Here is a 23,633-nt window from a genome sequence, read left to right on the forward strand (position 1 = left end):
TGACAGGCTCGTTCGGCACGCCAGTGCCGGATGTGACCCGACTGCGGGACGAGAGCCATGTACGACGAAGAGCAGCGACCAGTACGACCGGCCCAACCTGACCACGGTCCCCTCGCGGGGTTCACCGTGGGTGTCACGGCCGCGCGTCGGGCCGATGAACTCGGGACACTCCTCCAGCGGAGGGGAGCGGCCGTCGTGCACGCGCCCGCTCTGCGGATCGTGCAGCTCGCCGACGACAGCGAGCTCCTCGCGGCGACCAAGCAGCTGATCGGCCAGGCGCCGGACATCGTCGTCGCCACGACCGCCATCGGCTTCCGGGGCTGGATCGAGGCCGCTGACGGGTGGGGGCTCGGCGAGGACCTGCTCGCCTGTCTCGGCGGGGTGGAACTGCTGGCGCGCGGCCCCAAGGTCAAGGGTTCCGTCCGGGCCGCCGGGCTCACCGAGCACTGGTCGCCGTCCTCCGAATCCATGGCCGAGGTGCTCGACCGGCTCCTGGAGGAGGGCGTCGACGGCCGCCGTATCGCCATCCAGCTGCACGGGGAGCCCCTGCCGGGCTTCGTGGAGTCGCTGCGGGCGGCAGGCGCGGAGGTCGTCGGCGTGCCCGTGTACCGGTGGATGCCGCCGGAGGACATCGGCCCCGTCGACCGGCTCCTCGACGCCACGGTCTCGCGCGGCCTGGACGCGCTGACCTTCACGAGCGCCCCCGCAGCGGCGTCGCTCCTCTCCAGGGCGGAGCACCGGGGCATGCTTCCGGAACTCCTGGCCGCCCTCCACCACGACGTGCTGCCCGCGTGCGTGGGCCCGGTCACGGCGCTGCCGCTCCAGGCCCACGGCGTGGACACGGTGTCTCCGGAGCGCTTCCGCCTGGGCCCGTTGGTCCAGCTCCTCTGCCAGGAACTCCCGGCCCGCGCAAGGGCGTTGCCCATCGCGGGCCACCGCGTTGAGATCCGAGGCCACGCGGTCCTGGTGGACGGCGCCCTACGCCCCGTCCCTCCGGCCGGCATGTCCCTCCTGCGGGCCCTGTCCCGCCGCCCGGGCTGGGTGGTAGCCCGAGCCGAACTCCTCCGTGCCCTCCCCGGAGCGGGCCGCGACGAACACGCGGTGGAGACAGCGATGGCCCGCCTACGCACGGCCCTGGGCGCCCCGAAACTGATCCAGACGGTAGTAAAACGCGGCTACCGCCTGGCCCTGGACCCAGCAGCGGACGCGAAGTACTCCGACAGGTAGTTCTCTCGCCTGCGGCCCGGTGGGGGGCGCTCCGCGGGATGGGCCGTTCTTCGACCGCGGCCCGGTGGGGGCTGAGCGCGCAGTTCCCCGCGCCCCTGTCGGGGGTTGATCCGTGGTTTCTTTGTCCGCGGCCCGGTGGGGGCTGAGCGCGCAGTTCCCCGCGCCCCTATCGGGGGGCGATGCGTGGGTTCTTCGTCTGCGGCCCGGTGGGGGGGGGCGGGCCCCGGGCGCAACGCGCCCGACAGGGGCGCGGGGAACTGCGCGACAAGCCCCCACCGGCCTGCGGACGAAGAACCGCCCATCCCGCGGAGCGACCCGCACGGGGGGTTCCGGCCACGGCACCGGCCAGGCACTGTAGAGGCAACGGTTCCCCCTGCCCCCGTCACTGGCATCCGCATCGGAGACGACCGTGGCCACAGCCTCAGCCTCGTACGAGCTGCGTTTCGACGCCGGGCGGATCTGCCTGGACCTGCTGGCGACCACCCACCCCGACGAACGGCTCGGCGCCGTCGAGCCGCTCCGTGCCTGGATCACCGCATCCGGGCTCGTCCCGCCCGGCACCCCCCTCCACCACGCCGACGACTCCTGGGCAGCCCACTTCCGTGAACTCCGGGACCTCGTCGGCCGGTTGGTGCGGAACCCGGCAGGCGTCGAGCCGCCCCTCCTCGACCGCCTCAACGAACTCGCCCGCCCCGCGCCCCCGGCGCCCCGCGCGGTCCGCGCCGAAGACGGCACGCTCGTACGGGAGTTGCACGGGCCGCCCGACTGCGCGGCCCTGCTCGGCGTGGTCGCCCGGGACGCCGTGGAGCTGCTCACCGACCCCGTGGCACGCGCGTGTCTGCGGCAGTGCGAGGGCGACAACTGCCCGATCGTCTACCTCGACACCTCCCGGGGCAGACGACGCAGATGGTGTTCCAGTGAAATCTGCGGCAACCGGGAGCGGGTCGCGAGGCACCGCCGACGGGCCGCACTCGCACGCGCGTAGACCCTTCGTCAGTCGTTCACAGTTCGCTCATAGCGGGCTACTCGGGCGGAATCGGGCCCACCAACTCCCGCAGGTTGCAGTGACGTTGATTACACGTGAGTTTCCAGTCGGCGCGCCGCGGGCATCGCCGTGATCTTGCCAATGTGGCGGAAATGTAAAGCACTTGCGGCAGGAATGTGCTCCCTTGTCCCTCACGTCTCGTCCAGATAAAGAAAGTTGTGGTCGCACGTTGAACATCCCGCACGCCACTTCCGTACCTCGGGGGGAGCGACCGACTGGGGGAACCCGGGACAGCGGAGGTGGGCGTGCGCAAGGATTCCGTCGTGGCCAATGAACGAGCACCGAGGGCCCGACATCGCATGTCCCAGCCCTCGGAACCCGACGAGGACTTGATGCGTGCGCTGTACCGAGAGCACGCAGGGCCTCTGCTGGCGTATGTCCTCAGACTGGTCGCCGGAGACCGGCAACGAGCCGAGGACGTCGTGCAGGAGACGCTCATCCGTGCCTGGAAGAACGCCGGTCAGCTCAATCGAGCAACCGGTTCGGTACGCCCCTGGCTGGTGACGGTCGCCCGGCGCATCGTCATCGACGGCCACCGCAGCCGGCAGGCCCGGCCGCAGGAGGTGGACCCGTCGCCGCTGGAGGTCATCCCCGCGGAGGACGAGATCGACAAGGCGTTGTGGCTGATGACGTTGTCGGACGCGCTGGACGACCTGACCCCGGCCCACCGGGAGGTACTGGTCGAGACTTACTTCAAGGGGCGTACCGTAAACGAAGCCGCCGAAACGCTGGGCATACCCAGCGGAACGGTGCGCTCACGGGTGTTCTATGCCCTGCGTTCGATGAAGCTCGCACTGGAGGAGCGGGGGGTGACGGCATGAGCATTTACGGGGGGTTCGGAGCGGGTAGTCCTGGTTCCATGCGAGGAATGCAGGGTTCCCAGGGACCGAACGAACACGAGACCGTAGGCGCCTACGCCCTCGGCATCCTCGACGACGCGGAGGCCACGGCCTTCGAGGCGCACCTCGCGGGCTGCGAGTGGTGCGCCCAGCAGCTGGACGAGCTGGCCGGGATGGAACCGATGCTGGCCGCCCTCGCGGACCTGCCCGGTGCCCAGGGATCCCCGGCCATCGGCGAGTCGCTGTCCGCCCGCCCGAGTCCGCAACTGTCGACCAGACTCGTCGACGAGGTCGCGGAACGGCGTGCGACCAAGCGTCGCCGCAGCTTCTACATGGTGGCCGCCGCGGCGGCTCTCATCATCGGCGGCCCGGCCACGGTGTTCGCGACGACCAGCGGCAGCACCAGTAACGAGGCCGCGCCCACGCCGTCGTCGTCCGTGGCGAAGGCCACCGGTTCCGCACAGGAAGCCTTCGCTCTCATGAGCGACCGGGTCTCCGCCACCGACCCCACCACCAAGGTCACCGCGACCGTGGCGATGGACGCGAAGAACTGGGGCGTCGGCGCGGTCCTGGAGCTGGCCGGCGTCAAGGGCCCGCTCAAGTGCTCGCTCATCGTCGTCGGCAAGGACGGCTCGCGCGAGACGATGTCCAACTGGTCCGTCCCGAAGTGGGGTTACGGCATCAAGGACTCGACGAACGCGGAGGCCCGCAACCCGCTCTACATCCACGGTGGAACGGCCTTCACCGCCGACGAGATCGACCACTTCGAGGTCGTCACCTCCACCGGCAAGCAGCTCGTCGAGGTCGACGCCTGACCTCTTCGTACCTCTGTCAACCGCTCCGCGACCGCCCCAGGACGCCTCGTACGAAGACTCGTACGGTGTCCTGGGGCGGTTGCGTAGCCTGACGGCCTCCCTTTCGCGTACGGTTGACGGCTGCCCAGCACGTCAGAAGGGGGCCCGGTGGCCGCACAGGCTCAGCAGGAAACGGCGCTCGTACCGGTCGAGGACTCCTCAGTACAGGACTCCGTCCGCGACCGCGAGATCAGCGTCGAACAGGAACACCTGGACCGGGTGTACCGCAGGCTCGAGGAGAAGATCGACGAGGCCGAGTTCCTCATGCACGACGCGGCCAAGCGAGGCCAGGTCGGCACCCCTGGCGCGCTCGCCGAACGGGACGCCCAGGTGTTCCGCGCAGGCATCCACCTCAACAGGCTGAACAACGAGTTCGAGGACTTCCTCTTCGGCCGTATCGACCTGCTGCGGGGCATGGACGGCAAGAAGGGCCCGGACGGCGCGTACACGGCCGTGGAGCCCGCTGAGGGGGCCGTACGCCCCGACAGCACCGCCGACATCGCCGAGACCCTCCACATCGGCCGTATCGGCGTCCTCGACGAGGAGTACGCGCCCCTCGTCATCGACTGGCGCGCCCCGGCCGCCGCGCCCTTCTACCGCTCGACCCCGGTCGATCCGGGCCGGGTGGTCCGCCGGCGCGTCATCCGCTCCAAGGGCCGCCGGGTCCTCGGCGTCGAGGACGACCTGATGCGCCCCGAGCTGACGGCGTCCCTGGACGGCCACGAACTCGCGGTGATCGGCGACGGCGCCCTGATGGCGGCCCTCGGCCAGGCCCGCAGCCACACCATGCGGGACATCGTGTCGTCCATCCAGGCCGAACAGGACCTGGTGATCCGGGCCCCCGCCGCCTCGGTGACGTACGTCGAGGGCGGCCCGGGGACAGGCAAGACGGCCGTCGCGCTGCACCGCGCCGCCTACCTCCTCTACCAGGACCGCCGCCGGTACGCGGGCGGCATCCTGATCGTCTCGCCCACGCCCCTGCTCGTGGCGTACACGGAGGGCGTCCTGCCCTCCCTCGGCGAGGAGGGCCAGGTCGCGATCCGCGCCATCGGTTCCCTCGTCGACGGCGCCGAGGCGACCCTGTACGACTCCCCGGCCGTGGCTCGCGCCAAGGGCTCGTACCGCATGCTCAAGGTGCTGCGGAAGGCCGCGCGGGGCGCCCTCGAACACAACGACCAGTCGGCCAGGCTGCGGGTCGTCGCCTTCGGCCGCCGTATCGAACTGGAGGCCCCCGAACTGGCCCGCATCCGCGAGTCGGCGCTCAGCGGCACGGCACCCGTCAACCTGCTGCGCCCCCGCGCCCGCAAGCTCCTCCTGGACGCCCTGTGGGCCCGCTCGGGCGCCCAGGGCCGCCACACCGACCCGGAGCTGGCCGCGGAACTCCGCTCCTCCTTCGACGAGGACGTCACGACCGAGGACGACTTCATCGCGTTCCTCGACGCCTGGTGGCCGGAACTGACCCCTGCCTCCGTCCTCACGGCGATGTCCGACGAACGCCGCCTCGGCCGCTGGGCCCGCCGCATCCTGAACCCGGGCGAGGTCCGCCGGGTCGCCCGCTCCCTCAAGCGGGACGGCCTCTCGGTCCACGACGTGGCCATGCTCGACGAACTCCTCGCGATCCTCGGCACCCCGGCCCGCCCCCGCAGGAAGCGCGACCAGGACCCCCTGGACCACCTCACCGGCCTCGAAGAACTGATGCCGGTACGGGAGGAGACACAACGCGAACGCGCCGAGCGCCTCGCCGAGGAGCGCACCGAGTACGCCCACGTCATCGTCGACGAGGCCCAGGACCTCACCCCGATGCAGTGGCGCATGGTCGGCCGCCGCGGCCGGCACGCCACCTGGACGGTCGTCGGCGACCCGGCCCAGTCCTCCTGGTCCGACCCCGACGAGGCGGGCGAGGCGAGGGACGAGGCCCTCGGCACCCGCCCCCGCCGCCGCTTCACCCTCACCGTCAACTACCGCAATCCGGCCGAGATCGCCGACCTGGCGGCGAAGGTCCTGGCCCTGGCGATGCCCGGCTCGGAGTCCCCGAGGGCGGTCCGCTCGACGGGAGTGGAACCGCGCTTCACGGCGGTACGGGGTTCCCTGGCCAAGTCGGTCCGCGAGGAGGCCGCGCGTCTCCTGGACCTCGTGGACGGGACAGTGGGTGTCGTGGTCGCCATGAACCGCCGCGAGGAGGCCGCCCGCTGGCTGGCGGGCCTGGGCGACCGCGTGGTGGCCCTGGGCAGCCTGGAGGCCAAGGGACTGGAGTACGACGCCACCGTGGTCGTCTCCCCGGCGGAGATCGCCGACGAGAGCCCGGCCGGCCTGCGCGTGCTGTACGTCGCCCTGACCCGGGCAACACAGCAGCTCACGGTCGTGTCGGCGGACCGCGACGAGCCCGATGCGCAGGGGGTGCCCGACCTTCTCCGTGACTGATGACAAGACAGTGGCCGATGGGAATTGCCTTACGGGGATCGTTTGTTACCGTTGACGTGGCACCGGCTCGATCCAAGCCCCCGGGCCCAACCTTCGTCGCTACGAGCGACCACTTGCCGCGAGGCGAGCATGGCGGGTCGGTGCCACTTGAACGCAGAAGGCACATGAAGAGGTCCACGTCACCTGGTGACGTGGACCTCTTTTTGCTCAAGAACTTGCTGAAGAACGTATTGAGAACAAAAGGTTCGCAATCGAGGCCCAGCTACCAGCTACCCAACGGTAGGTGCGACGATCGGACAGCAAACCAAGCATCAGGGTGAAAGCAGAAGGAAGTCGGCCATGGCAACGGCGCCCAGCGTCTCCTACTCGATCACGGTCCGGTTGGAGGTGCCCGCGAGCGGAACCGCGGTCTCTCAGATCACCACCGCCGTGGAGTCCTCCGGAGGCTCGGTGACCGGCCTCGACGTCACCGCCTCCGGCCACGAACTGCTCCGGATCGACGTCACCATCGCGGCCACCTCGACCGCGCACGCCGACGAGATCGTGCAGAAGCTCCGCGGCATCGAGGGCGTCACCCTCGGCAAGGTCTCGGACCGTACGTTCCTCATGCACCTCGGCGGCAAGATCGAGATGCAGTCCAAGCACCCCATCCGCAACCGCGACGACCTCTCGATGATCTACACCCCGGGCGTGGCCCGCGTGTGCATGGCGATCGCCGAGAACCCCGAGGACGCCCGCCGCCTCACCATCAAGCGCAACACCGTCGCGGTCGTCACCGACGGCTCCGCGGTCCTCGGCCTCGGCAACATCGGCCCGATGGCCGCCATGCCGGTCATGGAGGGCAAGGCTGCCCTCTTCAAGCGCTTCGCCGACATCGACGCCTGGCCGATCTGCCTGGACACCCAGGACACCGACGAGATCGTCACGATCGTCAAGGCCATCGCCCCGGGCTTCGCCGGCATCAACCTGGAAGACATCTCGGCCCCGCGCTGCTTCGAGATCGAGGCCCGCCTCCGTGAGGCCCTCGACATCCCCGTCTTCCACGACGACCAGCACGGCACCGCGATCGTCGTCCTCGCCGCCCTCACCAACGCCCTGCGCGTCACGGGCAAGGCGATCGGCGACATCCGGGTCGTCATGTCCGGCGCCGGCGCGGCCGGTACGGCCATCCTCAAGCTGCTCATCGCGGCCGGCGTCAAGCAGGCGGTCGTCGCCGACATCCAGGGCGTCGTCCACGCGGGCCGCGCGGACCTGGTGAACGCGGCCCCCGACTCCCCGCTGCGCTGGATCGCCGACAACACCAACCTGGAGGGCCTCACCGGCACCCTCAAGGAGGCCGTGCGCGGCGCCGACGTCTTCATCGGCGTCTCCGCCCCGAACGTCATCGACGGCGACGACGTGGCCGCGATGGCGGACGACGCGATCGTGTTCGCGCTCGCGAATCCCGACCCCGAGGTCGACCCGGCGATCGCCCGTCAGACGGCGGCCGTCGTGGCCACCGGCCGCTCGGACTTCCCGAACCAGATCAACAACGTGCTGGTCTTCCCGGGTGTCTTCCGCGGCCTCCTGGACGCGCAGTCCCGCACGGTCAACACCGAGATGATGCTCGCGGCGGCCACCGCACTCGCGAACGTCGTCACCGAGGACGAGCTGAACCCGAACTACATCGTGCCGAGCGTCTTCAACGACAAGGTCGCGGGCGCGGTGGCGGGTGCGGTGCGCGAGGCGGCGAAGGCCGCGGCGGCCGCCGAGCAGGCGTCCACACGGGCAGACGGGCACAATATGTGACGGTTGCCACGGGCCCCCGTACCGGCGCGTCGGGGGCACCCCGCCCCCGGGCGGCTCTAGGGTGGCGGCCAGACTCACCCCGCCCGGCCCCGGCCGGTGACGCTTTCCAGGTGACTCCCAAGGGTGTTCGTGTGACTCCCAGGGGTGCCGGATTGGCTTTCCCGCCGCAGGTGGGGGCAGGATGCGTCTTCGGGCGCGAGGGTCCGACGACGGACCCGGGTCCGGGGACCCACCGAGGACCCTGGCAACATCGGCTTCGCTGTGCCCACCATGCGGCTCCGCCGCGGGGCACGCCTCAACAGCAAGAAGAACACGGGAGTAACGACATGAACCGCAGTGAGCTGGTGGCCGCGCTGGCCGACCGCGCCGAAGTGACTCGCAAGGACGCCGACGCCGTGCTGGCCGCGTTCGCCGAGACCGTCGGTGAGATCGTCGCCAAGGGCGACGAGAAGGTCACCATCCCCGGCTTCCTGACCTTCGAGCGCACCCACCGTGCCGCTCGCACCGCGCGCAACCCGCAGACCGGCGACCCGATCAACATCCCCGCCGGCTACAGCGTCAAGGTCTCCGCGGGCAGCAAGCTCAAGGAAGCGGCCAAGGGCAAGTAACTTGCCCTAAGACTTGTAACACGCCAATGGGGCGGCCCCCGGAGTTCGGGTGCCGCCCCATTGGCGTTGCTGTCACCAAGGCCTCAAACTCCCCCACTCTCGGCTTCGCTCGAGCGGGGGGACCCCCAGGCCGGGCTGAAAATACCTATCCGAGCGCCTTGCCCGGCAGCTCCACCTTCGCGCCCAACTCCACGAGCTTCTCCATGAAGTTCTCGTAGCCGCGGTTGATCAGGTCGATGCCGTGGACCCTGGAGGTGCCCTGGGCGGCCAGGGCCGCGATGAGGTACGAGAAGCCGCCCCGGAGGTCCGGGATGACCAGGTCGGCGCCCTGGAGGCGCGTGGGGCCCGACACGACCGCCGAGTGGAGGAAGTTGCGCTGCCCGAAGCGGCAGTGGGAGCCGCCGAGGCACTCGCGGTAGAGCTGGATGTGCGCGCCCATCTGGTTCAGCGCCGACGTGAAGCCGAGCCGGGACTCGTACACCGTCTCGTGGACGATGGACAGGCCCGTCGCCTGCGTCAGGGCGACGACCAGCGGCTGCTGCCAGTCCGTCTGGAAGCCCGGGTGTACGTCCGTTTCGAGGGCGATGGACTTCAACTGGCCGCCCGGGTGCCAGAAGCGGATGCCCTCGTCGTCGATCTCGAAGGCCCCGCCGACCTTCCGGTAGGTGTTCAGGAACGTCATCATCGAGCGCTGCTGGGCGCCGCGGACGTAGATGTTCCCCTCGGTCGCCAGCGCCGCCGACGCCCACGAGGCGGCCTCCAGCCGGTCCGGGAGGGCCGCGTGGTTGTAGCCGTCGAGCTTGTCGACACCGGTGACACGGATCGTGCGGTCGGTGTCCATGGCGATGATCGCGCCCATCTTCTGCAGTACGCAGATGAGGTCCTCGATCTCCGGCTCCACGGCCGCGTTGGACAGCTCCGTGACGCCCTCCGCCAGCACCGCCGTCAGCAGCACCTGCTCGGTCGCGCCCACGGACGGATACGGCAGGGCGATCTTCGTACCGCGCAGCCGCTGCGGGGCCTCCAGGTACTGACCGTCCGCCCGCTTCTCGATCGTCGCGCCGAACTTCCGCAGCACCTCGAAGTGGAAGTCGATCGGCCGGCCGCCGATGTCACAGCCGCCGAGACCCGGGATGAACGCGTGCCCGAGCCGGTGCAGAAGGGGGCCGCAGAAGAGGATCGGGATACGGCTCGAACCCGCGTGCGCGTCGATGTCGGCGACGTTGGCGCTCTCCACATGCGACGGGTCCATGATCAGCTCGCCGGGCTCCTCGCCCGGCCGGACCGTCACCCCGTGCAGCTGGAGCAGCCCGCGCACGACACGGACGTCACGGATGTCGGGGACATTGCGCAGTCGACTTGGCGCACTGCCCAGCAGGGCGGCCACCATGGCCTTCGGTACGAGGTTCTTCGCACCGCGGACACGGATCTCGCCCTCCAGCGGGGTGCCGCCGTGGACAAGCAGTACGTCGTCTGTGCCGTTGACCGTCATGTATCTCGCGTTCCGATGAGTTGGGCGGGGGTGTTGGGCGGGCCCGTCGTGCAGGACGCGGTCGTACAGGCACGCGCAGGAGCCGAAGAGACAGGGTAATCGCCGTACACCCCCCTTCTGTAAGCCCAAGCGCCGCCCAGCCGTGTCATAGCTTTGCCACAACACGAACCGTTCGCCGCCGGGCACATGCGGTCACCGGCGCTGCCATGCGCCCGCCCCGCTTCCCCGTGCCCTGAGCTGCGTTCACTCGGGTACCCCGATTGGCTCCCCGCACCGGGGGAAGATGCGGGATCATGTCAGGCATGACCGAGGTGTCCTCGCTCACAGGGCGGCTGCTCGTGGCAACGCCGGCCCTGGCGGACCCGAACTTCGACAGAGCGGTGGTGCTCCTTCTCGACCACGACGCGAAGGGCTCCCTCGGTGTCGTCCTCAACCGGCCCACCCCGGTGGAGGTCGAGGACATCCTGGAGGGCTGGGCGGAACTCGCCGGCGAACCCGGGGTCGTCTTCCAGGGCGGCCCGGTCGCGCTGGACTCGGCGCTCGGCATCGCGGTCATCCCCGGCGGCGGGATGTCCGGGGAGCGCACCCCGCTCGGCTGGCGGCGTGTGCACGGCGCGATCGGCCTCGTCGACCTGGAGGCCCCGCCCGAACTGCTCGCCAAGGCGCTCGGCTCGCTGCGCATCTTCGCCGGGTACTCGGGCTGGGGACCGGGCCAGCTGCAGGACGAGCTGACGGACGGTGCCTGGTACGTCGTCGAGTCGGAGCCGGGGGACGTCTCCTCCCCGTCCCCGGAACGCCTGTGGCGCGAGGTGCTCAGACGCCAGCGCAGTGAACTCGCGATGGTCGCCACGTACCCGGACGACCCTTCGCTCAACTGAGGGCTGTGACCTTCAGTACCCTTGGCGGTTATGAGCACTCTTGAGCCTGAGACCCAGCCCCAGCGCGGGACTGGTACGGGGACCCTCGTCGAACCGGCGCCGCAGACCTCGCACGGCGACGGCGACCACGAGCGCTTCGCCCACTACGTCCAGAAGGACAAGATCATGGCGAGCGCCCTCGACGGGACTCCCGTCGTGGCGCTGTGCGGCAAGGTGTGGGTGCCGGGCCGCGACCCGAAGAAGTACCCGGTGTGTCCCATGTGCAAGGAGATCTACGAGTCCATGGGCTCCGGCGGCGACGAGGGCAAGGGCGACGGCAAGAAGTAGGGCCGCGCGCTGGTCGGTTGTTCAGTAGGGAGAGGTCCCCAGGGTGCGTTTTGCGTGCCCTGGGGACCTTTGCGCTGTCTGTCGTTGCACGGGGTGCTTCGGCCGGTCACAGAGTGGTGGAGACGTGGTCAAGACCTCTTGTGGCCATGTCCATGTAGTCCATAACCTCCGTGGTGTTGTGCAGAGCGAAACATCCATTGCGCATGTTGCAACGCTTTTACCGGAGGAAACGCCAGATGAAGCACTCTGTCCGATCTGTTCGATCTGCTCGGCTGGTCGCCTCCGTGGCCGCCCTGGCCCTCGCCGGGCTCACTGCCACCGCATGTGCCCCCGAAACCTCGGACAACTCCTCCTCCGGCAAGGACGAGCAGACCGGCACCCTGCGCGTGTGGCTCTTCCAGGAGGTCGGCAACGCCCCGAAGGAGAAGGTCGTCACCTCGGTCGTCGACGCCTTCGAGAAGGCCCACAAGGGCGCCGAGGTCAAGATCGAGTACATCCCCGTCGAGACCCGCGCCCAGCGCATCAAGGCCGCCTTCAACGACCCGAAGAGCGCCCCCGACGTCATCGAGTACGGCAACACGGACACCGCCGGTTACGTCGCCGACGGCGGACTCCTCGACATCAGCAAGGAGTTCGCGGCCTGGGACGAGTCGTCGGACACCGACCCGACTGCCCGTCAGTCCGTCACCGTCGACGGCAAGGTCTACGGCGCCCCCTTCTTCGTGGGTGTCCGCGCCCTGTACTACCGCACCGACATCTTCAAGGAACTCGGCCTCGAAGTCCCCAAGACCCTGGCCGAGTTGACCGAGACCGCCCACGCGATCCGCGCGGCCAGGCCCGACCTGTACGGCATCGCGGTCGGCGGCGCCTACACGTACGGCGCGATGCCGTTCGTCTGGGCCAACGGCGGCGAACTCGCCACCGGCCGGGGCGGATCGTACGCCTCCGCCATCGACAGCACCGCCTCCCAGAAGGGCATCAAGGCCTACACGTCCCTCTTCGGCGACGACAACTGTCCCGCCGCCAAGTGCGCGGGCATGAGCGGCAACGACAGCGTCACCGCCTTCGCCGCGGGCAAGGCCGGCATGGTGATCGGCGGCGACTTCAGCCACACGGCCGTCGAGGCGGGCAAGGCGAAGGGCAAGTACGCGGTCGTACCGCTGCCGGGTGTCACGGCCGGCTCGGTGGCGCCGGCGTTCGCGGGCGGGAACAACCTCGGTGTGCTGAACAGCACTTCGCATCGCACGCTCGCGGTGCAACTGATGGAACAGCTCGCCTCGAAGCAGACGCAGACGGAGCTTTTCGACGCGATGGGCTTTCTGCCCACGTTCGCGGACACGCGGGCCGTGGTCGCCAAGAAGGAGCCGTTTGTCGCGCCGTTCGTGAAGACGCTGACTGCGGGTACGAAGTTCGTGCCGGCTTCTCCCGCGTGGTCGCAGATCGACTCGTCGTCGGTGTTGCCGACGATGTTCCAGGAGATCGTCAGCGGTAAGAAGGATGTTGCTGCGGCTTCTGCTGACGCGGCGAAGAAGATGGATGACGCGTTTGGGTCTGTGGGGTGACGGCGCCTACTCGGGTGGGGGGTGCGGAGGGTTTGCGCGTGCCGGTCCGTCGTGGCTTGTCGCGCAGTTCCCCGCGCCCCTGGGGTAGGACCAGTGTCCCCTGGCTTTATCTTGCCCCTGCTCTTGTCGTCCTTGGTGGGCTTCTCCTCTACCCCATTTATCAGCTTGGGTTGATCTCGTTCTTTGACTACACCCAGGCTCAGGTCAGTGGCGGTAAGCCGACCACCTTCGAGGGGCTTGCCAACTACCGGGAGATCTTTTCTGACTCCCAGTTCTGGCAGGTGCTGCTGGCGACCGTGCTCTTCGCGGCGGCCTGTGTGGTGTCCACGCTCTCCGTCGGGTGTGCGCTGGCCGTGCTGCTGACTCGTGTTCGTGCGCTGCCCCGGCTCGCGTTGATGCTGGCGGCGCTCGGGGCGTGGGCGACGCCCGCGGTCACCGGGTCCACCGTGTGGCTGTTTCTGTTCGACCCCGACTTCGGGCCCGTCAACCGGATGCTGGGCCTCGGCGACTACTCGTGGACGTACGGCCGGCTGAGCGCCTTCTTCCTGGTGCTGCTCGAAGTGGTGTGGTGCTCCTTCCCGTTCGTGATGGTCACGGTGTACGCGGGGATCCGCGCCGTACCGGCCGAGGTGCTGGAGGCGGCGGCTTTGGACGGCGCGTCCCAACTGCGCATCTGGCGCTCGGTGCTGGCGCCGATGCTCCGCCCGATCCTGGTGGTCGTCACCATCCAGTCGGTCATCTGGGACTTCAAGGTCTTCACGCAGATCTATGTGATGACGAACGGCGGCGGTATCGCCGGCCAGAACCTGACCCTCAACGTCTACGCCTACCAACAGGCCTTCGCCTCCTCCCAGTACAGCCTCGGCTCGGCGATCGGGATCGTGATGCTGCTGATCCTGCTCGCCGTGACGCTCGTGTATCTGCGGCTGCTGCGCAGGCAGGGAGAGGAACTGTGATGTCCGGCAACGTTGTCCAAGGTGTCCGGGGCCTGCGTGGCGTCCAGCGGTTCGTACGGCGGCCCTGGCGGCTGGCCGCCGAGGTGTCGGCGCTGCTGATCGCGGCCGTCGTCGCCTTCCCCCTCTACTGGATGGTGCTCAGCGCCTTCAAACCGGCTGGCGAGATCGAGTCGACGGAGCCTCGGCCCTGGACACTGGAACCGTCCCTGGACTCCTTCCGGCGGGTCTTCGGACAGCAGGAATTCGGCCGTTACTTTCTCAACAGCCTTGTGGTCGCCTGCTCGGTGGTCGTCGTCTCGGCGCTGATCGCGTTTCTCGCGGCGACCGCGGTGACCCGATTCCGGTTCCGATTCCGGACCACCCTGCTGATCATGTTCCTGGTGGCCCAGATGGTGCCCGTGGAGGCGCTCACCATCCCGCTGTTCTTCCTCATGCGGGACTTCGGACAGCTGAACACGCTGGGTGCCCTGATCCTGCCGCACATCGCCTTCTCGCTGCCCTTCGCGATCTGGATGCTGCGGGGCTTTGTGAAGGCCGTTCCGGAGGCCCTTGAGGAGGCCGCGTACATCGACGGGGCCAGCCGGTCGCGATTCCTGTGGCAGATCCTTTTCCCGCTGGTCTTCCCGGGGTTGGTGGCCACGAGCGTGTTCTCCTTCATCTCGGCCTGGAACGACTTCCTGTTCGCCAAGTCGTTCATCATCAGCGACACCTCCCAGTCGACGCTGCCGATGGCCCTGCTGGTCTTCTACAAGCCCGACGACCCGGACTGGGGCGGCGTGATGGCCGCCTCCACGGTGATGACGATCCCGGTGCTGGTGTTCTTCGTACTCGTACAGCGCCGACTGGTGTCGGGGCTCGGTGGAGCGGTAAAGGACTGAGGCTGACGTGAGTTCACTGACGGATGTGATTCCGGCGCCGGGCGGCGTCGTCGCCGGTGCCGGTGAGGTACGACTGACAGCGCGCTCCCAGCTGTACGCCGGCGACGGGGTGGAGGGCGTCGGCCACTGGTTGCGCACCGCCCTCTGGCAGGCCACCGGTCTGCCGCTGAGGGAGGGTCGGGAACTCGACGACACCGACGAGGACGGCATCGGGCTCCAACTCGACCCCGAACTCGGCCCCGAGGAGTACCGCCTCGTCAGCGACGCGACCGGCGTCCTCATCGAGGGCGGCAGCGCGGCCGGTGTCTTCTGGGGCGCCCAGACACTGCGTCAACTGCTCGGCCCCGACGCGTACCGAAAGGCCCCACTGGGCCTCGACCGCACCTGGGCCGTGCCGCACGTGACCATCGAGGACACCCCCCGCTTCCGCTGGCGCGGCCTCATGCTCGACGTGGCCCGGCACTTCATGCCCAAGGAAGGCGTCCTGCGCTACCTCGACCTGATGGCGGCGCACAAACTCAACGTCTTCCACTTCCACCTGACGGACGACCAGGGCTGGCGCGTCGAGATCAAGCGGTACCCGAAGCTGACGGAGGTCGGCTCCTGGCGGGCCCGGACGAAATTCGGCCACCGTGCCTCACCGCTGTGGGAGGAGAAGCCGCACGGGGGCTTCTACACCCAGGACGACATCCGCGAGATCGTCGCCTACGCCGCCGAGCGGCATATCACCGTCGTCCCCGAAATCGACGTACCGGGGCACTCGCAGGCCGCGATCGCCGCGTATCCGGAACTCGGCAACACCGATGTCATCGACACCACCACCCTCTCCGTCTGGGACACCTGGGGCATCAACAAGAACGTACTCGCACCCACTGACAACACCCTGCGCTTCTTCGAGGGCGTCTTCGAGGAACTCCTCGACCTGTTCCCCGGGGAGTTCATCCACGTCGGCGGCGACGAGTGCGCGAAGGACCAGTGGCGGGAGTCGCCCACCGCGCAGGCCCGAATCGAGGAACTCGGGCTCGGCGACGAGGACGGGCTCCAGTCCTGGTTCATCCGGCACTTCGACACCTGGCTGACCGCGCGCGGGCGTCGGCTCATCGGCTGGGACGAGATCCTGGAGGGCGGCCTCGCACCGGGGGCCGCCGTCTCCTCCTGGCGCGGTTACGCGGGCGGCATCACGGCCGCGCGCGCGGGTCACGACGTCGTCATGTGCCCCGAGCAGCAGGTGTACTTGGACCACCGTCAGCACGACGGCGCCGACGAACCCGTCCCCATCGGGTACGTCCGCACCCTTGAGGATGTCTTCCGCTTCGAGCCGGTTCCACCGGAGTTGGGCCCCGAGGAGGCGCGGCACGTCCTCGGTACCCAGGCCAACCTGTGGACCGAGGTGATGGAGGACACCGGGCGCGTCGACTACCAGGCATTCCCGCGCCTGGTCGCGTTCGCCGAGGTCGCCTGGAGTGCTCTTCCCGCGCCCGCTGAACGGGACTTCGCCGACTTCGAACGTCGGATGACCGCCCATTACGGGCGACTTGACGCCCTGGGCGTCGGCTATCGGCCACCCGCGGGACCGCATCCGTGGCAGCGACGGCCGGGAGTGCCCGGACGTCCGATCGAGGGGACGCCCCCCAAGGGGTGAGTTTCCACGGGCCCAAGGCCCCAAGGCCCATAGGCCCATAGGAAAAAGCTCACAACAGTCGCCGACCAGTTCCAATCGGAACCGGTCGGCGATCTCGTACGAAAACGGACCATCCCGCTGGTGAGACGGGCGAATGCCTCCTAGCGGACCCCTGCGTTCGGGTCTCGCGAGAATGTGCCAGAGTTGCCACGTCCGCCCTGTCAGCACGTACCGTACGGCAACACAGGTGGGACCAGGTGGGGCAGCGGGAAGGGGCAGCCGGTTTGACCACGCACGCACCGCAGGCGGCGCAGGCCGTGACGCTGCCCGCCTCGCTGGACGAGGCCGTCGCGGCGCTCGCCGCCATGCCGGCCGCCGTCCCCGTGGCGGGCGGCACCGACCTCATGGCCACCGTCAACTCCGGGCAGCTCAGGCCCGCCGCGCTCGTCGGCCTCGGCCGGATCAGCGAGATCCGCGGCTGGCAGTACCAGGACGGCCACGCCCTGCTGGGCGCCGGTCTGACCCACGCGCGGATGGGACGTCCCGACTTCGCCGCCCTCATCCCGGCCCTGGCCGCCTCCGCGCGCGCCGCGGGCCCGCCGCAGATCCGCAACGCGGGCACCCTGGGCGGCAACATCGCCACGGCCGCCCCCACGGGGGACGCGCTTCCCGTGCTGGCAGCCCTGGAGGCGACGCTCATCATCGCGGGCCCCGGCGGCGCCCGCCGGGAGATCCCGGTGTCGCACCTGCTGGCCGGCGTGGAACTGCTGCGCGCCGGTGAACTCATCGGCTTCGTGCGCGTGCCCCTGCTGCACGCGCCCCAGGTCTTCCTGAAGGCCACCGGACGGACCGGCCCCGGGCGCGCCCTCGCGTCCGTCGCGCTCGTCCTCGACCCCGCCCGGCGTGGCGTCAGGTGCGCCGTCGGTGCCATAGCGCCGATGCCGCTGCGCCCCCTGGACGCCGAGCAGTGGGTCGCCCGGCTGATCGACTGGGACAACAACCGCACGATCGTCCCGGAGGCACTGGGTGCCTTCGGGGAGTACGTCGCCGCGGCCTGCATCCCCGACCCGGTCCCGGACGCGGACGGTTCCGTGCCATCGCTTCCGCCCGCCGTACTGCATCTGCGGCGCACCGTCGCCGCGCTGGCCCGACGAGCACTGGGGAGGGCACTTTCGTGACCGACGACCAGTACAGCGACGACCAGTACGGGGACGGGCGCGGGAATCAACAAGGGGCGCAGGGAGAGGGCGCGCCCCGGGGCGGGGGCCGCTGGGACCCGCTGCCCCAGGGCGACTACGACGACGGTGCCACCGCCTTCGTGAAGCTCCCCGAAGGGGGCATCGAGGCGCTCCTGGCCTCCGTGGACAGCCCGCTGGCCGCTCCCGGCCACGGATACGTGCCCCCACAGATAGAGACAGCGCCGGGCACCGGGGCCGAGGACGGCTCCTGGGGCGCGCCGCCCGCGCCCCCCGAGGGTGTCCAGTGGCCGGACCCGAACGCCGTGTCCCGGGAGTCCCCGCAGACCCAGCACGACGGGTTCACGTACGAGCAGAGCTCGACGGGGCAGTGGGCCTTCGAGCAGGGCACCGCCGCGCCGGAGGGCACGGGTCCCGGTGGGCCGGGCCGCGAGGTGACCGGTGAGTGGCGGATCCCCGTCGCCGGTGGTGACCTTCCGGACGAATCGGGCGAGTTCAGTGCATCCGCGTTGGTCGAGCAGTGGGGCGGCACGCCGCCGGCCACGCTCCCCGGCGGCGCGCCCGCGCCCTGGGCGACGGAGGGCGCGGGACAGACCTGGGCGCCCGGAGCCGAGTCGACGCGGGAGCGCGAGCCCGGTCCCGCGCCGGGCGCGGAGGCGACGTACGCGCCCGAATCCGTGCACGAAACGGGCGGCGCCGGTCGCCCGGCCGTCGGGATCGGTCACCCGGCCGACGGCTCCGGTCGCACCGCTGTCGAAGCCGGTCACCCGGTCGCCGACGAGGACCGCATCCCCGTCGAGATCACCCACGACCCCGCCGAGGGCCCTGAAGGCCCCGCAGAGGCCGTCACGGACCCCGACGCGACCTCCGGGCCGGAAGACGCGCCGGAGGCCGCTGAGGAGCCCGTGGAGGGCGAGCCCGACGCGGACACCGAGGCATCCGGTGCCGGCGCGACCGACGCGGAGCCCGACACCGACCCGGACGCGACCGACGACGCCCCCGGAATGCCCGGCGAGGAACACCCCCTCGCCTCCTACGTCCTGCGCGTCAACGGCTCCGACCGGCCCGTCACCGACGCCTGGATCGGCGAGTCGCTGCTCTACGTACTGCGCGAGCGCCTCGGCCTCGCCGGCGCCAAGGACGGCTGCTCCCAGGGCGAGTGCGGCGCCTGCAACGTCCAGGTGGACGGACGGCTCGTCGCCTCCTGCCTGGTGCCCGCGGTCACCGCCGCAGGCAGCGAGGTGCGCACCGTGGAGGGCCTCGCCACCGACGGACAGCCCTCGGACGTCCAGCGTGCGCTCGCCAAATGCGGCGCGGTGCAGTGCGGTTTCTGTGTCCCCGGGATGGCGATGACCGTGCACGACCTCCTGGAGGGCAACCCCGCCCCGACCGACCTGGAGACCCGCCAGGCCCTCTGCGGCAACCTGTGCCGCTGCTCCGGCTACCGGGGTGTCCTGGAGGCGGTCCGCGAGGTCGTCGCCGAACGCGAGGCGCACGCCGCCGACGCCGAGGCGGAGGACGGCGAGGCCCGCATCCCGCACCAGGCAGGACCGGGCGCGGGCGGGGTCAACCCCTCCGCGTTCGACGCGCCGGGCTTCGAGCCCGCCCGCAACCACGACTCGCACGCCCCGCACGACCAGACGTACGGCCAGGACGGAGGCCAGACGTGAGCAACGAAGCCGCCACCGCGACCACGGCCGCGGAGGCCGCCCCCGACGCGGAGGCGCTCCCGCACGGCCTCGGCGTGTCGCTGCCGGCCGCCGACGCGCGCGCGAAGACCGAGGGCACGTTCCCCTACGCGGCCGACCTGTGGGCCGAGGGCCTGCTGTGGGCCGCCGTACTGCGCTCACCGCACCCGCACGCGCGCATCCTCTCCATCGATACCACCCACGCGCGGGACATGCCCGGCGTACGGGCCGTCGTCACGCACGAGGACGTGCCGGGCGCCGAACTGCACGGCCGGGGCAGAGCAGACCGCCCGATGTTCGCCTCCGAGGTCGTACGCCACCACGGGGAGCCCATCGCCGCCGTCGCCGCCGACCACCCCGACACCGCGCGCATGGCCGCCGCGGCGATCATCGTCGAGTACGAAGTACTCGACCCGGTGACCGACCCCGAGCAGGCCTTCGAGGCCGAACCGCTGCACCCCGACGGCAACCTGATCCGGCACATCCCGCTGCGCCACGGCGACCCGGACGCGGCCGGCGAGATCGTCGTCGAGGGCCTCTACCGGATCGGCCGCCAGGACCCCGCCCCCATCGGCGCGGAGGCGGGCCTCGCGGTACCGCGTCCCGACGGCGGCGTGGAGCTGTACCTGGCCTCGACGGACCCCCACGGGGACCGCGACGCCGCCGCCGCCTGCTACGGCCTGGAACCGGAGCGCGTGAAGGTGGTCGTCACGGGAGTCCCCGGCGCCACCGCCGACCGCGAGGACCAGGGCTTCCAACTCCCGCTCGGCCTGCTGGCGCTGAAGACCGGCTGCCCGGTGAAACTGACGGCGACCCGCGAGGAATCCTTCCTGGGCCACGTCCACAGACACCCCACCCTCCTCCGCTACCGCCACCACGCGGACACCGACGGCAAGCTGGTCAAGGTCGAGGCACAGATCCTGCTAGACGCGGGTGCGTACGCAGACACGTCCTCCGAGGCCCTCGCGGCGGCAGTCTCCTTCGCCTGCGGCCCGTACGTCGTCCCCAACGCCTTCATCGAGGGCTGGGCCGTCCGCACCAACAACCCCCCCTCGGGCCATGTCCGCGGTGAGGGCGCGATGCAGGTCTGCGCGGCCTACGAGGCCCAGATGGACAAGCTCGCGAAGAAGCTCGGCGTCGACCCGGCGGAGCTGCGCCTGCGCAACGCGATGGCCACGGGCGACGTACTCCCGACCGGCCAATCGGTCACCTGCCCGGCCCCGGTGGCCGAACTCCTCCAGGCGGTACGGGACTTCCCGCTCCCCGCGCTCCCCAAGGACACCCCCGAGGACGAGTGGCTGCTCCCGGGCGGCCCCGAGGGCGCGGGCGAGCCCGGCGCCGTCCGCCGTGGCGTGGGCTACGGCCTGGGCATGGTCCACATGCTCGGCGCCGAGGGCGCGGACGAGGTCTCGACGGCCACCGTCAAGGTCCACGACGGCATCGCCACGGTCCTGTGCGCGGCGGTGGAAACAGGCCAGGGCTTCACCACCCTGGCCCGCCAGATCGTCCAGGAGACGCTAGGCATCGACGAGGTTCACGTAGCTCCCGTCGACACCGACCAGCCCCCGGCCGGCCCGGGCGCGCGGGGCCGCCACACCTGGGTGTCGGGCGGCGCGGTGGAGAGGGCGGCAAAAATGGTCCGCACCCAGCTCCTCCAGCCCCTGGCCCACAAGTTCGGCATGTCCACGGAACTACTGCAGATCACCGACGGCAAGATCACGTCGTACGACGGTGTCCTGTCGACCACGGTCACGGAGGCGATGGACGGCAAGGAACTGTGGGCGACGGCACAGTGCCGCCCGCACCCCACGGAGCCGCTCGACGAGGCAGGCCAGGGCGACGCGTTCGTGGGGTTGGCGTTCTGCGCGATCCGCGCGGTGGTGGACGTGGACATCGAGCTGGGCTCGGTACGGGTGGTGGAAGTGGCGCTGGCCCAGGACGTGGGCCGAGTCCTGAACCCGGCGCAACTGGAGGCTCGTATCGAGGCGGGCGTCACCCAGGGCGTGGGCATCGCCCTGACCGAAAACCTGCGCTCCGCGCGCGGGCTGATCCGCCACCCCGACCTCACGGGCTACGCCCTCCCGACGGCCCTGGACGCCCCCGACATCCGCATCGTGAAACTCGTCGAGGAACGTGACGTGGTCGCCCCCTTCGGCGCGAAGGCGGCGAGCGCGGTACCGGTGGTGACGTCCCCGGCGGCCATCGCCTCGGCGGTACGCGCGGCGACGGGTCGCCCGGTGAACCGCCTGCCGATCCGCCCGCAGGCGGCGGTGGTGACGGCGACATGACGCTGCCGGAGGAGGAGCCGCGATACGAACCGGGGCCGACGCCGGGCAAGATCCTGGCGTGGGTGCTGCTGTTCGTGGTGGCGGCGGTCGTGGTTGTCGCGGGTGGCGTGTACTTCGGCTGAGGGCAGTCGGGTTGGGCTCCGCCGCAGGTCAGGGCCCGTTGTCAGTGGTGCCGCGTAGTGTTCTGCTCAGTGGGAGGGCCTGCCGGGCGGCGGTCGTTTTTCGACGTTGCGCCCGGGGGACTGCGAACAACCATGCGCGGGGGAAACCATGAGCACGACGATCACGCTGACCAGGGGCGAGCTGCTGACGCGTGTGGGACTGCCGGGCGGCAGGGGCCGGTTGAGGTTCGGCGCACTGCGCACCGGTGTCGTACGGACGATGGTGAACCCGACGGGGGAGGCACCCGCGGGATCATGCGTGCCCAACCGGCGCGCCCCGCTGGACCGGCGCGCGCCGGCCTCCTCGCTGGAGGTGCTGCTGCGGTTCGCGGCGGCGACGGAGGAGATGGCGGCCGCGCGAGGCCAACTGGCTTTCTCGGCAGGCCGGTTCGGTCCGATGACGGTGGCGGAGACCTCCCGGCACCTGCTGACGGTGTTCGCACAGGGCCCCAACAGTGATGTGCTGCCGTACTGGAAGATGGCCGCCCTGATCCGCCCGCTGGCCAGGTTCGCGGCCCCCGGTGCGGAGTCGGGCCTCGCCCTGGACCTGCCCGCGAGGCTCCTGGAGCAGGAGTTCGGCCACGGCAGGGTGGCACGCTTCGAGGACGTCGACTTCCCGGCCCCGCTCACTCACGAGCCGACCCGCCGCTTCCTGACCGGCACGGGCCTCCCGGAGGACGACGGCCACTTCCAGCTGGACACGGAGATACCGCTGCCGACGCTGGCGGAGTACTGCGCGGAGGAGGACACGGCAACGGAACTCCCGCAGGGGGTGGCCGACTTGATCCGCCTGGGCTGCCTGACGGAGGGCAACAGCCTGGTCCTGGACGGCAGAACGGGCACGATCTTCGTCTGGAACGAGCCCGAGGCAACCCTGCACCGCTTGAACACGGACGTCTCGACGCTGGCCTTCACGCTGTGGCTGCTGCGGCGGGCGAAGACGATCGACTTCGAGGCGGAGGCGGGCAAGGTGCGCTGAGCGAGAGGCAGTTGGGCCCAGTCGGGTCAGTCGGGTTTCCGGACGGGAGCACTGCCACGCCCGTGCTCCCGACCGCTCAGCTCGGCGTCGAGCGTCTCCTGAGCCACGCGCATGGCCTCGGCGTACACGGGTTCCTGCAGCCGCTTCCACATCTCGTCCTCAGGGACGTCCTCGACGTGACTGACCACCCACCAGATATTGCCGAAGGGGTCTTTGATCCGCCCTCCACGCTGCCCGAAGGCGTCGTCCGCCACAGCGGTGACGACCTGGCTGCCGGCTGCGACGGCTCGCGAGAACACCTGATCCGCGTCGGCGACGAACACACGCAGCAGACTCGGCATGACGGGCCAGTCCGCACGCCGGTCGAAGGCCAGCACGACGGTGTCGCCGACGCGGATCTCACCGTGCCCGATCAAGCCGTCGTCGGTCTGTACCCGCCCGAGTTCCTCGCCGTCGAACGCCTGGGCGACGAAGTCGAGGAAGGCCCCCGTGTCGTCGGTGACGACCCAGGGCGCGACGGTGGTGTAGCCCTCTGGCGTGGTGTTGCTCTGTTTGGACATCGCGGTCCCTTTCGCCGATGCCGGATGCTGACAGCGACGCTAGGCGAGATGTAGGTCTGCCTCTGACCTAGACGGAGGGCGAGCCGAGCTGAACGGCAGATGGGGTGGCCCTCTGCCTAGGAGGGCCACCCCATCTGTGTGCCATGTTCGGGCTGTCTGAGGCCGTGGCGGGAATCGAACCCACGTAACTCGCTTTGCAGGTTTGTTGGTGCTGGTCAGGGCATGATCCGGATGCGTTCACGGGCGTTCATTCCCGTACGGGCGC

General features: G+C 70.3%; 20 protein-coding genes. 18 read left to right on the top strand and 2 right to left on the bottom strand.

Annotated elements, in window-relative coordinates; all coding sequences use genetic code 11:
* Positions 1-57: 57 nt before the first annotated feature.
* The 7 genes from LUX31_RS29075 (at position 58) to LUX31_RS29105 (ending at position 8,782) form a co-directional block, all read left to right on the top strand.
* Positions 58-1,227 carry a uroporphyrinogen-III synthase gene (locus LUX31_RS29075; protein WP_235478269.1) on the top strand — a complete coding sequence of 390 codons (1,170 nt, stop codon included), beginning with the start codon at positions 58-60 and terminating at the stop codon, positions 1,225-1,227.
* Between the two features lie 409 nt (positions 1,228-1,636).
* Positions 1,637-2,212, top strand: a complete 576-nt coding sequence (locus LUX31_RS29080; RefSeq protein ID WP_235478270.1) for a CGNR zinc finger domain-containing protein — start codon at positions 1,637-1,639, stop codon at positions 2,210-2,212.
* A gap of 359 nt (positions 2,213-2,571) precedes the next feature.
* On the top strand, positions 2,572-3,093 hold the full coding sequence (locus LUX31_RS29085) for a sigma-70 family RNA polymerase sigma factor (RefSeq protein ID WP_044471680.1): 522 nt from the start codon (positions 2,572-2,574) through the stop codon (positions 3,091-3,093).
* Between the two features lie 47 nt (positions 3,094-3,140).
* Entirely contained in the window at positions 3,141-3,926 is a 786-nt protein-coding gene (locus LUX31_RS29090; RefSeq protein ID WP_235478271.1) for an anti-sigma factor family protein, read from the top strand.
* Between the two features lie 147 nt (positions 3,927-4,073).
* Positions 4,074-6,386: a HelD family protein gene (locus LUX31_RS29095; RefSeq protein ID WP_235478272.1), complete on the top strand. Its 2,313-nt coding sequence runs from the start codon at positions 4,074-4,076 to the stop codon at positions 6,384-6,386.
* A gap of 339 nt (positions 6,387-6,725) precedes the next feature.
* Positions 6,726-8,174 (top strand): NAD-dependent malic enzyme, encoded by a 1,449-nt coding sequence (locus LUX31_RS29100; RefSeq protein WP_235478273.1) that lies wholly within the window; start codon positions 6,726-6,728, stop codon positions 8,172-8,174.
* Between the two features lie 326 nt (positions 8,175-8,500).
* Positions 8,501-8,782, top strand: coding sequence for an HU family DNA-binding protein (locus LUX31_RS29105; protein ID WP_105974351.1), 282 nt, complete (start codon positions 8,501-8,503; stop codon positions 8,780-8,782).
* A 145-nt stretch (positions 8,783-8,927) separates the two neighbouring features.
* Here LUX31_RS29105 and murA read toward each other — a convergent pair whose 3' ends face one another.
* The gene (gene murA, locus LUX31_RS29110) at positions 8,928-10,274 is read right to left on the bottom strand and encodes a UDP-N-acetylglucosamine 1-carboxyvinyltransferase (protein WP_235478274.1); all 1,347 of its coding nucleotides are present in this window, start codon (positions 10,272-10,274) and stop codon (positions 8,928-8,930) included.
* Between the two features lie 302 nt (positions 10,275-10,576).
* Here murA and LUX31_RS29115 point away from each other — a divergent pair, with 302 nt between their 5' ends.
* The 11 genes from LUX31_RS29115 to LUX31_RS29160 all read left to right on the top strand — a co-directional run bounded on the left by LUX31_RS29115 (position 10,577) and on the right by LUX31_RS29160 (position 22,808).
* On the top strand, positions 10,577-11,152 hold the full coding sequence (locus tag LUX31_RS29115) for a YqgE/AlgH family protein (RefSeq protein WP_235478275.1): 576 nt from the start codon (positions 10,577-10,579) through the stop codon (positions 11,150-11,152).
* Between the two features lie 30 nt (positions 11,153-11,182).
* Complete coding sequence (locus tag LUX31_RS29120) at positions 11,183-11,479, top strand: DUF3039 domain-containing protein (protein ID WP_053741615.1); 297 nt, start codon at positions 11,183-11,185, stop codon at positions 11,477-11,479.
* A 236-nt stretch (positions 11,480-11,715) separates the two neighbouring features.
* Positions 11,716-13,041, top strand: a complete 1,326-nt coding sequence (locus LUX31_RS29125; RefSeq protein WP_235478276.1) for an extracellular solute-binding protein — start codon at positions 11,716-11,718, stop codon at positions 13,039-13,041.
* A gap of 38 nt (positions 13,042-13,079) precedes the next feature.
* The gene (locus LUX31_RS29130) at positions 13,080-13,997 is read left to right on the top strand and encodes a carbohydrate ABC transporter permease (protein WP_235478277.1); all 918 of its coding nucleotides are present in this window, start codon (positions 13,080-13,082) and stop codon (positions 13,995-13,997) included.
* Entirely contained in the window at positions 13,997-14,875 is an 879-nt protein-coding gene (locus tag LUX31_RS29135) for a carbohydrate ABC transporter permease (RefSeq protein ID WP_235478278.1), read from the top strand. Before LUX31_RS29130 ends, LUX31_RS29135 begins: the two co-directional genes overlap by 1 nt.
* A gap of 16 nt (positions 14,876-14,891) precedes the next feature.
* Positions 14,892-16,517 carry a beta-N-acetylhexosaminidase gene (locus LUX31_RS29140; RefSeq protein WP_235480101.1) on the top strand — a complete coding sequence of 542 codons (1,626 nt, stop codon included), beginning with the start codon at positions 14,892-14,894 and terminating at the stop codon, positions 16,515-16,517.
* 263 nt (positions 16,518-16,780) lie between these two features.
* Positions 16,781-17,674: an FAD binding domain-containing protein gene (locus LUX31_RS29145; protein ID WP_235478279.1), complete on the top strand. Its 894-nt coding sequence runs from the start codon at positions 16,781-16,783 to the stop codon at positions 17,672-17,674.
* Positions 17,671-19,362: a 2Fe-2S iron-sulfur cluster-binding protein gene (locus LUX31_RS29150; protein WP_235478280.1), complete on the top strand. Its 1,692-nt coding sequence runs from the start codon at positions 17,671-17,673 to the stop codon at positions 19,360-19,362. The genes LUX31_RS29145 and LUX31_RS29150 overlap by 4 nt, the downstream gene beginning before the upstream one ends.
* On the top strand, positions 19,359-21,668 hold the full coding sequence (locus LUX31_RS29155) for a xanthine dehydrogenase family protein molybdopterin-binding subunit (RefSeq protein ID WP_235478281.1): 2,310 nt from the start codon (positions 19,359-19,361) through the stop codon (positions 21,666-21,668). Before LUX31_RS29150 ends, LUX31_RS29155 begins: the two co-directional genes overlap by 4 nt.
* A complete protein-coding gene (locus LUX31_RS37560) occupies positions 21,665-21,790 on the top strand; it encodes a hypothetical protein (RefSeq protein ID WP_268828213.1) in 126 nt (41 codons plus the stop codon). Before LUX31_RS29155 ends, LUX31_RS37560 begins: the two co-directional genes overlap by 4 nt.
* A 148-nt stretch (positions 21,791-21,938) precedes the next feature.
* Positions 21,939-22,808, top strand: coding sequence for an SUKH-4 family immunity protein (locus LUX31_RS29160; protein WP_328285703.1), 870 nt, complete (start codon positions 21,939-21,941; stop codon positions 22,806-22,808).
* Between the two features lie 26 nt (positions 22,809-22,834).
* On the opposite strand, the gene LUX31_RS29165 is transcribed toward LUX31_RS29160, so the two are convergent.
* Positions 22,835-23,368: a VOC family protein gene (locus LUX31_RS29165; protein ID WP_235478282.1), complete on the bottom strand. Its 534-nt coding sequence runs from the start codon at positions 23,366-23,368 to the stop codon at positions 22,835-22,837.
* Positions 23,369-23,633 lie beyond the last annotated feature (265 nt).

This window comes from Streptomyces sp. GQFP, assembly GCF_021545335.1.
In the GTDB taxonomy this organism is placed as follows: domain Bacteria; phylum Actinomycetota; class Actinomycetes; order Streptomycetales; family Streptomycetaceae; genus Streptomyces.